Source organism: Porticoccus sp. GXU_MW_L64 (assembly GCF_052983295.1).
Map to the genome: position 1 here is coordinate 1 of NZ_JBRKJK010000028.1, position 16,668 is coordinate 16,668.

The 16,668-nt window shown below is 45.3% G+C and carries 10 protein-coding genes; all 10 read left to right on the top strand.

All coding sequences use genetic code 11. From position 1 onward, the window contains the following. Positions 1-231: 231 nt before the first annotated feature. The 10 genes from ACVBEJ_RS14270 to ACVBEJ_RS14315 all read left to right on the top strand — a co-directional run bounded on the left by ACVBEJ_RS14270 (position 232) and on the right by ACVBEJ_RS14315 (position 16,637). Positions 232-1,107, top strand: a complete 876-nt coding sequence (locus ACVBEJ_RS14270) for a helix-turn-helix transcriptional regulator (protein ID WP_447130309.1) — start codon at positions 232-234, stop codon at positions 1,105-1,107. A 14-nt stretch (positions 1,108-1,121) separates the two neighbouring features. Then, complete coding sequence (locus ACVBEJ_RS14275) at positions 1,122-1,322, top strand: BrxE family protein (protein ID WP_447130310.1); 201 nt, start codon at positions 1,122-1,124, stop codon at positions 1,320-1,322. Beyond that, positions 1,306-2,085 (top strand): hypothetical protein, encoded by a 780-nt coding sequence (locus ACVBEJ_RS14280; protein WP_447130311.1) that lies wholly within the window; start codon positions 1,306-1,308, stop codon positions 2,083-2,085. Before ACVBEJ_RS14275 ends, ACVBEJ_RS14280 begins: the two co-directional genes overlap by 17 nt. After that, positions 2,078-2,626 carry a BREX protein BrxB domain-containing protein gene (locus ACVBEJ_RS14285; RefSeq protein ID WP_447130312.1) on the top strand — a complete coding sequence of 183 codons (549 nt, stop codon included), beginning with the start codon at positions 2,078-2,080 and terminating at the stop codon, positions 2,624-2,626. Before ACVBEJ_RS14280 ends, ACVBEJ_RS14285 begins: the two co-directional genes overlap by 8 nt. 33 nt (positions 2,627-2,659) lie before the next feature. Then, the gene (gene brxC / locus ACVBEJ_RS14290) at positions 2,660-6,115 is read left to right on the top strand and encodes a BREX system P-loop protein BrxC (protein ID WP_447130313.1); all 3,456 of its coding nucleotides are present in this window, start codon (positions 2,660-2,662) and stop codon (positions 6,113-6,115) included. A gap of 28 nt (positions 6,116-6,143) precedes the next feature. After that, positions 6,144-9,530, top strand: a complete 3,387-nt coding sequence (locus ACVBEJ_RS14295; protein ID WP_447130314.1) for an Eco57I restriction-modification methylase domain-containing protein — start codon at positions 6,144-6,146, stop codon at positions 9,528-9,530. Positions 9,531-9,545: 15 nt separating this feature from the next. Next, positions 9,546-11,357 carry a DUF262 domain-containing protein gene (locus ACVBEJ_RS14300; RefSeq protein ID WP_447130315.1) on the top strand — a complete coding sequence of 604 codons (1,812 nt, stop codon included), beginning with the start codon at positions 9,546-9,548 and terminating at the stop codon, positions 11,355-11,357. A gap of 36 nt (positions 11,358-11,393) precedes the next feature. Continuing rightward, a complete protein-coding gene (gene pglZ / locus ACVBEJ_RS14305) occupies positions 11,394-13,712 on the top strand; it encodes a BREX-1 system phosphatase PglZ type B (RefSeq protein WP_447130316.1) in 2,319 nt (772 codons plus the stop codon). Further along, the gene (gene brxL, locus ACVBEJ_RS14310; protein ID WP_447130317.1) at positions 13,712-15,763 is read left to right on the top strand and encodes a protease Lon-related BREX system protein BrxL; all 2,052 of its coding nucleotides are present in this window, start codon (positions 13,712-13,714) and stop codon (positions 15,761-15,763) included. Before pglZ ends, brxL begins: the two co-directional genes overlap by 1 nt. A 232-nt stretch (positions 15,764-15,995) precedes the next feature. Further along, positions 15,996-16,637, top strand: coding sequence for a hypothetical protein (locus tag ACVBEJ_RS14315; RefSeq protein ID WP_447130318.1), 642 nt, complete (start codon positions 15,996-15,998; stop codon positions 16,635-16,637). Positions 16,638-16,668: the final 31 nt, after the last annotated feature.

Here is a 16,668-nt window from a genome sequence, read left to right on the forward strand (position 1 = left end):
AAAGCAAACAAATGTGTAAATATCGAGTTATTTGCGCAAAATTTGGAGAAAACGAGCACCTGAATTTTTGAATTGCAGAAATTGGCGCTGCTTTATCAATTAATCAGATGTTCCCTAATCAAAATGATGATGTCAACAGATTAAAATAATCAATATAGGAGAAAGTATTACCATGTAGAGTCAAAATGGTGCAAAATGACATTTGCCTTGATTAGGGGGAGTTCAACCAGGGTGGAATTATCAGACATCAGCCAGGCGCAGAAAGAGCGTCTGTCGCATATCGATTTTCGCACTTACTTTTTAGGTGAGATAGGCCGAAGCGATTTGGTTTCTCGTTTTGGAATAGGCGAGGCGGCAGCCACTCGCGACATCACCTTATATAGAGAATTGGTGCCCGCCAATCTGGACTACGACACCAAGTTGAAGTCCTACGTTAAATCCGAATCGTTTAGCCCTCTCTTCGAATATTCGCCGCCCCAGGTGTTGGCGGCTCTTTCCCAGGGGTTTGGTGAGGATTTCATCGGTAGTCACAAGCCGATGGTGCGATGTGAAACACCAGCGGAACTAAACAGGCCGTTACTACCTGTATTGGCCGTGCTTACTAGAGCTATTTACCACAACAAGGTGGTGAAGATTCAATACCGCTCTATCCAGTCTGGGTTAAGCGAGAGAGAAATCGTTCCTTTTGTATTGGTAGACAATGGTTTGCGCTGGCATGTTCGGGCGTTCGACCGCAATCGCCAGGCTTTTATTGACTTTGTGGTTACCCGAATAGCGAATCCGGTCATTGTTGAAGATAGTCCACAAGATCACGAATCAAGTGAGGCCGACATACAGTGGAATCGCATCGTTGAAATGAATTTGGTGGCTCACCCAAATCTACCTCACCCAGAAACCATCGAGATGGACTATGCCATGCAGGATGGTGTTCTCAAGGTAAATGTGCGCGCTGCTGCTGCTGGCTATGTTCTCAGACGATGGAATGTGGACTGTACGGAAGACCATAGTCTTGAAGGGGCTGAATACCATTTATGGCTCAAGAATTGGCAGGCGCTTTATGGTGTGGAAAATCTGGTTATTGCGCCAGGGTACAAACAAGCAAATTAACAGTTGGATAATTGATGAACAATGATGTTGTGAAATTGATCGTAGAGCTTCGGCTGCTGATTGGATTTCTTGGCGAGAAATCCCAGTACGATTGGTGGGAGAGCAATTTTATGGGGCCTACCAGTGATGCCTTTGACACATTCGAGGAGATATTCCCTTATCTTCGATGCAAGATTGATGCTTCGGCAAGTTATACAAATGTCACGACATACTAAATTAGAAAAATTCGGCTTCAAATTTGGTCAGAATGGCGCTCATTCAGCTCGCAGCATGATGGCTGAAGAGCTCAAAGTTCTATTTGCGAGTACCGACAAAGAGACTGATAAAGAGCAGTATCAGGCCGGTATCTGCGATTTTAACCTGCTCAATAAGCCGACAGCCAAAGCCAGGATGCTGACTTTCCGTCACCTGGTTGATTTATACGGCATGAGTAACGAGGTGCCGCTATTTAGGGTGTTTAGAAAGCTGTGGTCAATCGATGTCGAAGCGCAAAGTTTACTGGCATTCCAGCTAGCAGTGGTTCGCGATCCTTTATTAAGGATGTCGATAGCCAGAATCACAGAGTTAGATGAGGGTGATTTGCTAGCCAGGGAAGATATGGAAGCAGTTTTGAAAGCGCCAAACCCTGATCGCTTCAGTCCGGCATCATTAAAGTCATTTGCACAGAACATTAATGGATCGTGGACACAGGCGGGTTTTTTGGTAGGAAGAAATAAAAAACATCGCGCTACCCCCAAAATTACACCGGTAAATGTCGCTTTCGCTTTGTTTCTTGGTTTCTTGGAAGGAGCGACAGGCGACCGCTTATTGCAAAACAAATGGTGCAAATTATTAGATCTAAACGAACATCAGTTAAAAGAGCTAGCTATTGCCGCTAGTCATCGGGGCATTATTGATTTTAAGCAGTCTGGTGGCGTCACTGACGTTCGGTTTCCAGGCTTTTTAACCAAACAGGAAGAGGCTTGGTTGCATGAGTAGTCGCATTGCACGCTTAGTTGAAAGCTACCAAAACTATATTTCGCTGCCATGGGAAAAGGGGTTAGCGGGCGTGCAAAAAGTGCTTTTTGTGGTTTATGACAAAACTGAAGAATTACGAATGCGAGCTCAGGTGGAAGAGTTTGAGATAGCAACCAAAGCAGCAGGGCATAACTGGGCATTAGTGGATATCACTGATGCATTCCCAGCCTGGCTAATGCAACAGGAATACAGTGAAAGCTATTTTGAGTACCCCGACGATCTACAAGATAGCCTGAGTGAATTTACAGATTCAGTTGTAGAAACAATCAATGCGACTTTAGAAAAGGTTGATGAAAACACCGTAGTGGCATTGCAAGGAGTAGCTACATTGTTTGGCTTCTCTCACTGCTCTGAAATTGTCGCCAAAGTGGCTAATCAGGTACCTGGGCGTTTATGTGTTCTGTTTCCCGGGGAATATGAAAATAATAACTATCGTTTATTGGATGCAAGGCCTGGATGGAACTATCAGGCTGTGCCTATTACAGCAACCGATACGCTATAAAATTCGCACAGTTTTTATTTGGAGAATAATACCGTGTTAAACCAAGAAGTTTACGTTAAAGATCCGATTTCCAACAAGCTCGCAAATAATGGGGTTGCCGAGGTTAAAGATGATCTCTCTGTGCAAGCGCTTGAAACACTCAAATATGAGTTGGAAACCTTCGTATGTGACGGTGAATACGAAAAGGGCCTAGAGAAGATTCTTGAAACTTTTTTGAATAATGTTGAGCAGAAAAAAGAACAACCAGGTATCTGGATTAGTGGTTTTTATGGCTCGGGTAAATCGCACTTAGCTAAGATGCTTAGAACTCTCTGGACAGATTTTGATTTTTCCAATGGCACGACTGCTCGAGGACTTGCACAATTGCCAACGGAAATTAGCGATCAGTTGACGCGCTTAAGTAGGGCAAGTGCTAAACACGGAGGCTTGCACGCTGCGTCAGGAACACTGGGTCAGGGGGCAAGTGATTGGGTAAGATCTGCCTTATTAGGTATTATGTTTAAGTCGGCGGGTTTACCTGAGCTTTATCACCTAGCTCGATTCGTTATTTGGTTGCGCCAGCAAGGTATCGAAGATCAAGTAAGACAGGCTGTGGAAGATGATGGCAAGGATTGGCTAAAAGAGCTTAATCACTTGTTTATGTCTCCGGTGATTGCCAACGCCTTATTAAAGGCTAAACCGGATCTGGCGAGTGATGAAAAAGAGCTACGCAGCCTTTTGCGTGAAGAATATAAACGTGTCGATGATGTCTCTAATGATCAAATGGTAGAGGCGATCAAGGATGCGCTGTCTGTTGACGGTAAATTCCCATTAACACTGATCGTGTTAGATGAGGTGCAGCAATATATAGGCGACAATGCTGATCGTGCCTACCAGGTACAAGAAACGGTCGAAACCTGCTGCAAACATTTTAGTAGCCAGCTTCTTTTTGTTGGTACCGGTCAAAATGCTTTGTCAGGTATGCCAAACCTCATGCGTTTGATGGGGCGATTCCAGGTTCCTGTTCAACTCTCAGATACGGATGTTGATTCGGTTATTCGAAAAATCATTCTGCAGAAAAAGTCTTCCGCGCTTCCAAATGTTGAAAAAGTCATTGCCGATAATCTCGGTGAGATATCAAGGCACCTGAGCGCATCAAAAATCGCTCATGAAAGAGACGATGAAAATGTGCTGTCGCAAGATTACCCCATTTTGCCAGTTCGTCGTCGGTTCTGGGAGAAAGTTCTTCGCATAGTTGATACCACCGGTACAGTTTCTCAGCTGCGAAACCAGCTAAAAGTCGTGCATGAGGCCACCAAAATTACTGCAGATAAATCTTTGGGAACTGTTGTTACCGGTGATTTTATTTATGGCCAAATTGCGCCCAATTTATTGCAAACGGGTGTTATCTCTAAAAATGTCTACGAAACCATTGCTAAGTTAGCTGCTGGAACAGAAGTAGAGAAGCTGCAATCGAAATTGCTCGCACTCATATTCCTGATAGGTAAATTGCCCAGTGAAGCCTTCGATGATATTGGTGTCAAAGCGACATCTGATACCTTGGCAGATCTGTTAGTGGAAGATCTAGGGCAAGGCTCTACCAATCTACGTAAAAATGTGCCCGAACAATTAGCTGCTTTAGAAAACACCGGCGCTATCATGGCGATGAGCACGGGTGGTGAAACCGAATATCGTCTGCAAACCAGAGAAAGTAGCCAGTGGCATGACACTTATCGTCAACAAGAGGCCGATATTGCAGGTAACCCTCAGCGTATTGAAACTGAACGAGATGATCTTTTAACAAGCCGGATGAGAAAGTCTGCCGGTGAGTTACGTTTGGTTCAGGGTGTCAGCAAAGAGCCCAGAAAACTCAATTTTTGTTTTGATGCAGAATTGCCAAGAGATGCACATAAGCAGCTGTATGCCTGGGTACAGCACGGATGGCAAGCCGATGAAAAGTCTGTGATCGCAGCAGCTCGCGCTGATGAAACCAAAAATGGCACGCTGTATGTCTTTATACCTGCGCGGAACAAGAGCGATTTGAATAATGCTATCACTACGCTGAAAGCGGCATCAGCTACGCTGGATATTCGCGGTCTGCCGAGCACACCAGAAGGGAAAGACGCGCGCGTTGCCATGGAAACGCGATTGAGCGATGCAGAAAAGCTACGTAATCGTTTGCTCGATGAAATCTTTGAGGGTGTACGCGTATTTATCTCCGGGGGCTCTGAGATTGAGGGGGATACCTTAAAATCCAAGTTAGAGAATGGCGCCAAAACTGCTCAAGACAGGCTCTATAAACAATTTGATATTGCCGATGACGCCAATTGGCACAAAGTTGTCGACAAGGCACGGCAAGCAGGTGGCGAAACAGCGATAAATGCCATTGGTTTTAAGGATGAGCCTGTCAAGCACCCCGTATGTGCGCAGCTGCATCGGTTTATTGGTTCGGGGAAGAAGGGCAATGAAATTCGAGAGCACTTCCAAGATGCTCCTTTTGGGTGGCCACAAGACTCTATAGACGGGGCGATCTATGCCTTGCTAGCTTGCGGCAGTATCAAAGCTAAGAATGCTGCGCATCAGGCAGTTGATGCTAAAGGCCTGGAGCGTAAACACATCACACAGGCCAGTTTTGAAGTTGAAAATGTAACTATCTCAACAGCACAAAAATTGGCTGTTAGAAAGTTACTGACAGAAACAATTGGCTGTAATCCAGGTGACGAAGAACGAAAGATTGCTGAGTTCCTGCAATGGGCGCGAGACCTGGCCGACGATGCCGGTGGTGCTGCTCCGCAACCGCATAAGCCAGATACAGCACTTTTTGATGAAATAGCGGGCGAAGCAGGCAATAGCCGCATTCTTAAGCTGTATGAATACAAAGATGAAATTGAAGCGGATATAAAAGACTGGCAGGACAAAAAAGAAGCCATTACCAAACGTATGCCTGGCTGGAATCAGCTAAAGCAATTGTTAGCCTTAAGCCGTGATCTGAGTTTCTACAGCGAACTGGAAAATGAAGTCAGTGCTCTCGAGCATGGAAGACGTTTGTTAGAAGATCCAAACCCAGTAGATACGCTGGTAAAAGAAACCACAGATAACCTGCGTACCTCTATTCAACACCGCTTTGATGTTTATAAAGAAGCCTATCAAAAAGCACTGATTGAATTAGAAACCGATACTAATTGGGTGAAGCTGGACGCAGCTAAGCAAGAGGAATTGCTCGGTCGTCGAGGTGTTACGCAACCACAGCAGCCGGTGTTGAATGGCACGGACGATGTGATCGACAGTCTTGATGCTTGTGGCTTAGAACAATGGTCAGATCGTACTGCAGCACTTATCAGCAAATTCGAAAGCGCTCGAGAAGAGGCGGCACAACTACTCTTGCCCAAAGCTGTGCGTGCAAGCCTGCCGAAACGCACGTTAGAAACCGAAACTGATATAGAGCAATGGTTGAAAGATGCAGAAGCGGAAATTAAAGAAAAATTAAAACAAGGCCCAGTCATTGTTTAACGGCTAAAAGGAATTTGAAAGGCTACCCATGCAAGCACCTTTAGATAAGACATTACGTAATCAACTAGAACGCGCCGTAATAAAAGCACGCGATATCGCTGAGTTAGCCACTGAAGAAGAGCTTACCCGGCTAAGCGTTGGCGATAAGGAAGCGGCAGATTATTTAAACTCAGATCAAAAAGCGTTGCGAAAACGATTACGGGTGCATGGTCGTGCATTGGGCGATCTGCGTAAACCTTCGAGTGAGCAAGCTACCAGCTACCTGGTGAGCGAAGTCGCCTATGAGCACTGGCACCGTATGCTGTTTGCCCGCTTCCTGTCCGAAAACAATCTATTGATGTATGAAGACGGTGTGACTGCGCTGTCTATTCAAGACTGCTTTGACCTGGCAGAAGAAGAAACAGGCGATAGTGCAAACGGCTGGCAATACGCTGCACAGTATGCCGCCAAAATGTTACCGCAGATATTCCGCATTGAATCGCCAGTGTTTGGGCTTCAATTTGCACCTAACTACCAAAAGCAGTTAGAACAGCTTTTAACGGATTTACCACATGAGGTGTTTACTGCCTCTGATTCTTTGGGTTGGGTGTATCAATTCTGGCAGAGCAAAAAGAAAGATGCCGTGAATGCGTCTGAAGTGAAGATTGGTGCCGATGAATTACCAGCTGTAACCCAGTTATTTACCGAACCCTATATGGTGAGTTTCCTGTTGGATAACTCACTAGGAGCCTGGTGGGCAGCGAAAAAGTTAAGTGCTAATGATTTATCAGCAGCAAATTCCGAAGAAGAATTGCGTCAAAAAGCCGCTATTGATGGCGTGCCATTAGATTATCTGCGTTTTGCTCAAGAAGAGGACGAGCAGGGCAATCTTACATGGGCTCCGGCCTCGGGTAGATTTGAGAATTGGCCTAGACAACTGGCGGGATTAACAACACTAGACCCAAGCTGCGGTTCGGGTCATTTCCTGGTTGCCGCTTTCAATATGTTGGTGCCGCTAAGGATGTCCGAAGAGGGGCTTAGTGCGCAAGAAGCCGTCGATACAGTATTGCGCGACAATATTCATGGCCTAGAGCTTGATCAGCGCTGCGTAGAACTTGCAGCTTTTGCGTTAGCACTGAGTGCCTGGAAGTATCCGAATGCAGGTGGTTACCGGCCTTTACCCGAAATTCAAGTAGCATGCTCAGGCTTGCCAATAGCCTTAGCAAAAGAAGAGTGGAAGCAATTAGGCTTAGGGAAAAAGAACCTCACCATCGCAATGGATTGGCTGCATGATAATTTCAGGCATGCGCCCGTATTGGGCAGCCTATTAAACCCTGGAAAAAGCAAAGCTGCTAGCTTGGTAAGTTGGGAAGAGCTTTCAGAAGCATTGGAATCAGCATTAGCAAAAGAGCAAACGGAAGAGCAATTAGAGGCTGCTGTTATGGCCCAGGGTATGGCAAAAGCAGCAAAGTTGTTAGCTGGGCAGTATCAGTGGGTGATTACCAATGTACCTTATCTTGGTAGAAGTAAACACTGCGACAAACTTCTTGAGTTTTGTGAAAAGAATTTTCCTGCCGCCAAAAGTGATCTGGCAACTGTTTTTCTTGATCGATGTTTGGATTTCTGTGTTACAGGTGGGAGCAGTAGTGTTGTAATGCCGCAAAATTGGTTATTCCTTTCAAGTTACAAAAAGTTTCGCGAAAAACTGCTTACTAATGATACTTGGCACATGATTGCCCGTTTAGGTCCAGGTGCTTTTGAAACCATTAGCGGGGAGGTGGTAAAAGCAATTCTTATAAACCTTAGTCGAGCTGATTTCGAGTCATCTAACGGTGGCTTATTTGGTGAAAACAAAGCGGGTAATCTACTGCGCGGTGTGGATGTTTCTGAGTTACGCACAGCAGCGGAAAAGGCTGTGCAGTTAATTTCTACAGAAGTAAAATCGGTAAAGCAGGCGAAGCAGTTGGAGAATCCTGACTTCAGAGTAGTTCTAGAGGAGCTATCCCTGAGTGGAGAGTTGCTCTCAAAATATGCTAATCCTTACCAAGGGTTAATAACTGGCGATAGAAACTCTTATATTTTCAAATTTTGGGAAATCGGGAGTTTTGATGCCAACTGGCAATATTTTCTCGATGGGTTTTCTGGAGAAGGAATTCCTCTAGGGCGTGAGCAGATAATACATTGGGAGCATGCTAATGGCCGACTTTACGAGTTTGCCAAAGAAAATCGTGAACGCCTTCATGACATGCACGAGAGCGGAAATCTCAACTGGGGTAAGAAAGGTGTCGCAATAACTCGAATTGGGCTTAGGGCAACACCATATTTTGGAGAAAAGTTTGATAACAATCTAATTACTATTGTTCCCAATAACCCTGATGATGTTAACGCTTTGTGGAGCTATTGCAGCTCCGAGGAGTTTAAAACCGCTGTAAAAGCGCTAGATCAAAAGCTTAGTTTAACAAATGCTACAGCAGGTAAAGTAAGCGTTGATCTCAAAAAATGGGACGGAAAAGATGAGTTTCCTGTCCCATATTCAAGCGACCCAACTCAATGGCTTTTTAGTGGGCATCCAGAAAATTCAAATACCCCATTGCATGTCGCTGTAGCCCGTTTGCTGGGTTATCGCTGGCCTGCTGAGCTTGATGCTGATATGGAGCTGGCTGAAGAGCAGCGCACCTGGGTTGATCGATGTGAAGAATTGCTCGATCACGCCGATGACGATGGCATTGTTTGCTTGCCGGCAGTACGTGGAGAGCAAGCTGCCGATGTGCGCTTGGAAGCTCTATTGCAGGCGGCGTATGGAGATGAGTGGAACTCTCAAACACGGAATAAGCTACTAGAATCTGTTTCCTGCAAAAATCATAACCTGGAATACTGGCTGCGAGAAAAGTTCTTTGAGCAGCATTGCAAGCTCTTCCAGCATCGCCCCTTTATTTGGCACGTGTGGGATGGCCTTAAAGACGGTTTCTCTGCGTTACTGAATTACCACATGCTCGATAAGAAAAACCTTGAGCGACTTATCTATACCTATCTTGATGATTGGATTAAGACCCAAAAACATGCCGTTAGTGAAGGCATAGATGGCGCGGATATTCGCTTAAATGCTGCAGAACATTTAAAAGAACGACTAGAGCTGATCCTCGAAGGTGAAGCCCCGTATGACATCTTTGTGCGCTGGAAATCATTGGCCGAACAACCAATTGGCTGGAATCCTGATTTAAATGATGGCGTGCGCATGAATATCCGCCCTTTTATGTCTGTGTATGATGTCGGTAAGAAGGGGGCAGGCATTCTCAAGGCCAAACCCAATATTAAATGGACCAAAGATCGCGGTAAAGATGTAGAAAGTGCTCCCTGGTTTAAAGTATTTGGTGGCGATCGAATTAATGATCATCATCTCACTTTAGCTAATAAGCAGTCCGCGAAAAAACCATAGGAAAGGAAGCCAAAAATGATAAAGTCAGTTAATGATTATCCGGTTTCAGCCTTGCTCAACGGCGATAACAGTGTGATCTACCATATTCCACGTTATCAACGTGAGTATAGCTGGGGTAAATCACAATGGGAGAACCTTTTTGATGATCTATTAGAGAATGATCGCGGTTATTTCCTGGGCTCTATCATCTGCATCAATCAATCAGAAGATTCGTTGGCGAATCAAACACTAGAATTGGTTGATGGCCAGCAACGAATGACAACTTTATCTCTTTTTCTAGCGGCTTTATATGCTTGCTTTCAGTCTCATAAAGCTGGTCTGGATGAAGATCAACAAGCCGATGTAACCGCGCTTAAATACCGCCTATTATTAAAAAAAGCGTTGAATCCACGGTTAGAGCTTCAGGCGCAAAATAATAACTCTAACGATTATTGCGCTATTTTGAACCAAGTAGGTTTACTTGATGATGTTGAAACCGTTGCCAATGCGGGCAATAGACGTGTATTTAAGGCTTTTCGATATTTTCAAAGCCGTATAGATTTACATTGTGAAGATAAAGGCAAAGTATTATCCACCTTGTTTGAATTGTTGGATGCGGTAAACCAAGCAGTATTGGTGAAAATCGAGGTCAGTAGTCATTCTGATGCTTATGTGCTCTTTGAATCATTAAATAACCGTGGAGCGCCTTTAACCGCTATTGATTTGATTAAGAACAAACTGTTGGCTGAAGTCGGCAGAAAAGATCAGGCCAAGATTGATCCTGCTTTTGATAAATGGAAGCGTTTGCTTGCATACCTGGGGGATGATTATGGCACTCAGGAGCGCTTTTTTAGGCAGTATTACAATGCTTTTCAAGGTGAGTTCAAAGGCATTACCAAGGTGCCTTTTGTTACTCGCTCATCATTGATTCAAGTATACGAGAAACTAATATCCAATGATGTTTTTCCATTTCTAAATAATGTACTGGAAGCAGGACGCTGTTATTCGCAAATAATAGGTGATAAGGATTTAGATGATTTAGCGTTGTTGGATAAGCCTTTAGAAAATCTTGAACATATCCAGGGCGCGCCTTCATATATCTTATTGCTGTTTCTTTGGCTGCGACGTGGTTACTTAAATATCGACGTTAACCTTCTTAAACACATAGTAAACCTTTTAGTTGTTTTCTTCGTCCGACGTAACCTGACGGATACGCCACCAACACGTGATTTAGACCGAATGTTTGTCAGTATGATTGCGACAATTAACGAGAAACAATTAATCGGTGAGGCCGTATTTTCTTTAATTCAGGATAACCTAGTTGCAGTTTCAGCGTCGCTTGAAAGAATGCAGGAGAGTTTGAACGGTGATTTGTACCTCGATAACTCTGCGGTAGCGCGTTTTCTTCTCTGTGCTTTAGAGGAGTCTACAATGACACGCGAAACACAAGTTGATTTGTGGAAATTAGACAAGCACAAAAAGTACGAATTCACGATAGAGCATATCTTTCCACAAGGTGAGAATATTCCGGATCACTGGGTGGATATGATTGCTGTTGGTGATAGAGACCAGGCAAATCTCTACAGAGATCAATATGTACATAAGCTAGGCAATTTAACGATTTCTGGCTTTAACAGTACGTTAGGTGCGAAAAGTTTTATTGAAAAACGTGAACGTACGGATAAACAGGGAAGGCCAGTCGGTTATAAAAACGGTTTAAAGTTAAATGCTGAACTGGCGCTAAAAGAAAGTTGGCAAGTAGCTGATATTGATGAGCGGACTGAACTCTTAATCCATAAGGTATTAAAGCTTTTCATATTTGAGAACGAGGCTGTTGCGAATGACTAGTAGCACGGCAGTTGGATATAGGAAGGTGAGCACTCTATGAGTACTGTCATTGAAGAGTTTGTTCGTAGTATCCGTAATGCTGCTACCTACAACGCCAATTCTCAGGTTAAACCTGTAGTGACACTTTGGACGGATAAAGAGCAGCAGTGGAAAAGTGTACTGCCAGTGCTGCAGAGTGTGCTGCCAGAGTTGCTGATCCTAGGAGGTTATAAACCTGATCATAAAGCCGGCCCGGCAATTTGGTTGAAGTGTGTGTTAGCACGAAAACTCGATGTTGCTCTTCCTGATAATAAAGTGCCAATTATCTACCTGCCAGGGCTCTCTCGTTCGGAGCTTCGTGCTGTGGCCAATTGCCCTGACCACATTAAACCTTTGGCAGAGCTGCAGTATCGTGGCGCGGTTTGGAGCCAACTCAATGGTAAAGATTGGACCATTAATGCTTTCTTAACCTCTGGAGCCTCCGGCTTGGGCCTTGATGTTGCCCAAGATAAAGCAACCCAAGAGGCCATCGCGCCTTCCCTCGAACAGCTTTTAAATCATTCTGTAGAAAGTTTAGATGGCAGGCGCTTAGAGGCGGAGGACTTTCACCGGCTAATCTCCAATGACCCTGTTCGAGATTTGTTGAGTTGGATGAATCAACCAGAGAGTACCGAGGAGCATTTTGGTGCTGCGCGTTGGCAGGCGCTATGCAATATCGCGAAAACCAAATTCAAGCTTGATATTGTTCGGGATGGTGCATTCGCTGCCGCAGAAAAGCTATGCGAAAAAGAGGGTGAGTGGCAGCAAGTTTGGAATCGTTTCTGTGAGAGTCCTGGTATTTATTCCGCCTTGCCAGAATTGTTAGAGCGTGTGCCTTTACCAGGTTTGTTTGCTGACCCTGATACTTATCCGCAAGCCAATGCCAATGCCGAGAGAGATTTACAAGCGTCATTGGAAAGCCTCGCAGGCAAGTCATGTAATGAAGCGAAGCAAATAATCCAATCTTTGGAGGCCTCTCATGGCGCCAGGCGCAGTAGTTTGTGGGCTTCTTTAGGTAAGGCTTCTTGGGCGATGGTTTTAGAACCGCTAGCCGATGTGGTGAATGCCACAGAGTTCGCCATAAACGGATTAAGCGCTGAGGAACTTGGTCAACGCTATGCAGAACATGGCTGGAAGGCCGATGCGGCAGCCGTTAGGGTGTTAAGCTTGTGTGAGAATAAACAGCAACTCTCTATCATTGAGAATGTTTTGGCGGCTATCTATACGCCTTGGCTGGCAGACACCAATGAGCGGTTACAAAAGCTGATCAAAACAAAAGGGTATCCTGGCGCTACTGAAGTCAAAGAGGCGATTGCGAATTATCAGGTAGGTGGTGAAGTGGTGTTTTTCATTGACGGCTTGCGCCTGGATGTTGCTCATCAGCTTATCGACAAGTTAGATCGGATTGGTGTTAGCTCAAATTTGGCCACGCAATGGGCAGCAGTGCCATCGGTTACGGCAACGGCAAAAGCGGCTGTTAGTCCAGTCTACGAACATATAGAAGGGCTGGATGATGATTCGGACTTCGAGCCCAGTGTGAAGGGGGAAGGTGGCCTTACTCACGATCGATTTAAGCGTTTGTTGGCAAAGCATAATTGGCAATACCTCAAAGACGACGAAACAGGCGACCCAGCAGGCAATGCCTGGGTCGCCTGTGGTGATATCGATAAAGAGGGCCACAAAACTGAGCTGAAATTAGCGAAAGCAATTGCGCCCATTTTGGATAGCATTGTCGAGCGTATAGTTGACCTGCAAAATGCAGGCTGGAAGAAGATTCGCCTGGTCACGGATCATGGCTGGTTACTGGTGCCTGGCGATATGCCCAAATCAACACTGCCAGTGCAGGCAGCAGACAGCCGTTGGGGGCGATGCGCTCAACTTAAGAAAAATGTTGAAGTAGAAGGATTGACGCTTGGTTGGCACTGGAACCCAAGTGTGCCAATCCACTTTCCTTATGGCATTCATTCATTTATCGCAGGCAGAGCTTATGGCCATGGTGGCTTAAGTCTGCAGGAGTGTGTTGTCCCTGTCATTTCGATTAATTCGAAACAGCCTGCTGTGTCTTCTTCAGCTCAGATATCAACAGCTAAGTGGTTAGGTTTGACCTGTAAGGTGAAAGTGGAGACAAGCACTCAAAATTTACGCGTAGATTTACGTACCAAGCTGGCAGATCCAGGTAGTTCGCTAGTAAAGGTTAAATCATTGGATCAGGATGGGAAGGCCAGTCTCATGGTTGCCGACGATGATCAAGAAGGTATATCAGCAATTATAGTGATCTTAGATGAGCAAGATAATGTCCTTTGCAAGCAGCTCACGACAATAGGGGGCGATGATTAATGCAATTAGATAGTTTAGACAGTAAAGCAGCCGAGGTTTTCGAGGGCTATGTCGTTCGCAAAGACTTGGTCCGTACGTTTAGCCGGCAGTTTCCTGTTCCTACTTATGTCGTTGAGTTTCTTTTGGGGCGTTATTGTGCAACAACAGAAGAAAATGAAATCGCGGAAGGTCTGGAGATCGTTCAGCGTCAGCTTTCTTCTCGTACTGTGAAAGCAGGTGAGGAAGAGTTATTCAAGGCTCGTGCCTATAAGGATGGAACGGTAAAGCTGATTGATATGATCAGCGTGCGTTTTAGCGCGAAAGACAATGGGTATTTGGCCACGTTGCCAAGTGTGCGCTTAACCAATGTGCGAATTCCAGACAAAGTAGTCGATGAGAATGAACGTTTGCTGACGGGTGGTTTTTATGCCGAGATCACGTTGGAGTATGACGCTGTAATAGCTGAAGAAAAGGGCGGTAATCCTTTTGGCATCTTCATGCTGAAACCCATACAACTGTCAAAAAGAGATGTTTTAGATACGTTAGTTGAAGCTAGAAAGCGATTTACCACAGAAGAGTGGGTCGATTTTCTCCTGCGTTCGATAGGCTTAGAGCCTGAAAAGCTCGATGCTAATGCCAAAAGTACGATGTTGTTAAGAATGATTCCTTTTGTGGAGCGCAATTACAACATGGTGGAGCTTGGCCCAAGAGGCACAGGTAAAAGTCATCTGTTTCAACAGGTTTCTCCCTATGCTCATTTGATATCAGGTGGTAAAGCTACAGTAGCGAAGATGTTTGTTAACAACGCCAATGGCCAGCGCGGCCTGGTTTGCCAATATGACGTTGTATGTTTCGATGAGGTCAGCGGTATCTCATTTGATTCAAAAGATGGCGTGAACATCATGAAAGGGTATATGGAATCCGGTGAATTTAGTCGAGGCAAGGAAAGTATTCGTGGGGATGGCTCTTTGGTATTCGTTGGTAACTTTGATGTTGATGTCGAACACCAGCAGCGCGTAGGTCACTTATTTGGCCCCTTGCCTGATGAGATGCGCAATGATACAGCCTGGATGGATCGTATTCATTGTTATCTGCCTGGTTGGAATGTGCCCAAGATGAATAAAGATTTGCTTACCGATCATTTTGGTTTGGTGAGTGACTTTCTTTCCGAATGCTTAAGTCAATTCAGAAATCAAAGCCGGGTGAGTGCGTTGCAGGGGCGCGTGCATCTTGGTGGCGCTTTGAGCGGTCGTGATACCAACGCGGTAAATAAAACGGCTTCTGGTCTTTTAAAATTACTCTATCCAGATGCTTCTGAGTCAGTTTCGGACGAGGATCTTGAGTATGTTGTTAGGTTGTCATTGGAATCTCGCCGTCGGGTTAAAGAGCAACAAAAACGCATTGGCGCGGCGGAGTTCAGGAACACCCATTTCAGTTATGTGATGGGTGATGACGGTGTGGAAAAGTTTGTCTCTACACCAGAGTTGCGCGCGGATAATGAGATTGGGGGTGACCCTTTAGAGCCAGGTCAGGTCTGGGCCGTTAGTGAAGGGGGGCATGATGTCGATGATAGCTCAGGCTTGTACCGGATTGAGGTTACGGAAGGGCCTGGTAGTGGTGTAAAGATTCTTAATAACCCGGCTCCACCTCCTTTTAAGGAGTCGGTCAAATACGCAGAGCAAAATCTTTACACGCGTGCTACTCATCTGGTGGACGACAGAGACCCCAGATCACATGAATTTAGTATACAGCTCAGAGCGTTCGATTCAGCTAAAAAAGGCGCGAAGCTTGGCATGGCAACTCTAATTGGTCTTTGTAGCGCTATGCTCAAAAAACCCATCAAAGGGGGGCTGATTTTGGTTGGGGAGATAAATTTAGGTGGCTCTATAGAGCCGCTCTATAGTGCTGTCAATATTGTTGAATTAGCTGTTGAAAAAGGTGCGCAAGCAATTTTGTTACCTGTTAGCTGCAGGAAGCAGCTATTTGATTTATCCGATGATATGGCGACGAAGATCGATGTGCAATTTTATTCTGATGCGCGTGACGCTATGTTGAAGGCCCTGGTTGAGTAAGCCCTTTTCTAGTGCGATTTATGACGGAGTTTTTCTCTTACGTAGAAGAAAAGCATGATTGTAGTATTTAAATGGATATTAGCCGATGCCCAGAGTACATGAAGAGCGAGCGCTACAGGTTGCCATTAATGTATTTGTCTGGAGACTAAGGTGGACATTTATAAACGCTGATTGAGTGCTGTATCAGCTTCATGGATAAAGAGCAGATGAATATAGACAAAGGAACGTGTGGGTGACGCAGCAGATAACGACATTCATATTAGTTCCAGATGGCAGCGCCGCTCGTCGCCTGCGTCGAATAATCGCTACACAAACTCCCTGCATGGGTGTGCAGATAGGCACATGGCCAGAACTTATTGAGCAGGCCAGAAGCGCTTATTTAGTTCCGAAACGGTCAAATGACTGGAGCCAGGTTTTCTATCATGCACTTGAAAATATTTCAGATGCATTCTGGTCTCAAAGCCTTGAAGTGGCATCCCAAGAGACGGCTGCTGAAGTAGAAGCCGCGTTATCACTCCTTATCAGTGCAACCCAGCCTGGTGATGAAGATGGAATTGCCAAGGCTGATTTTGACCAGCTTCCCGAGCGTCCGAGAAAGCACGTTGAAGATCTTGTGCGATTGCTGATTGAGTTAGGTGGCAGGTTGCCGGAGGAGCTAGAGGCCATACAACAGTTGATGATTGCAGAGTCCAGTAGCGCAATACGCAAACTGGTGGTCTGCCATGTTGATCAATTCCCGGTGTTAACACGTTGGCAGGCAGAGCTGATCGATAAGCTCAATAAAGATGAATCGCCCCGGGTTGATTGGAGGCTAATTTTCTTGAGAGGATTAGCCAATGAACAAACGACCTGGATACTCACCCGAAGTGCGTGAGCGCGCAGTACGCCTGGTGCTGACAAGCGAA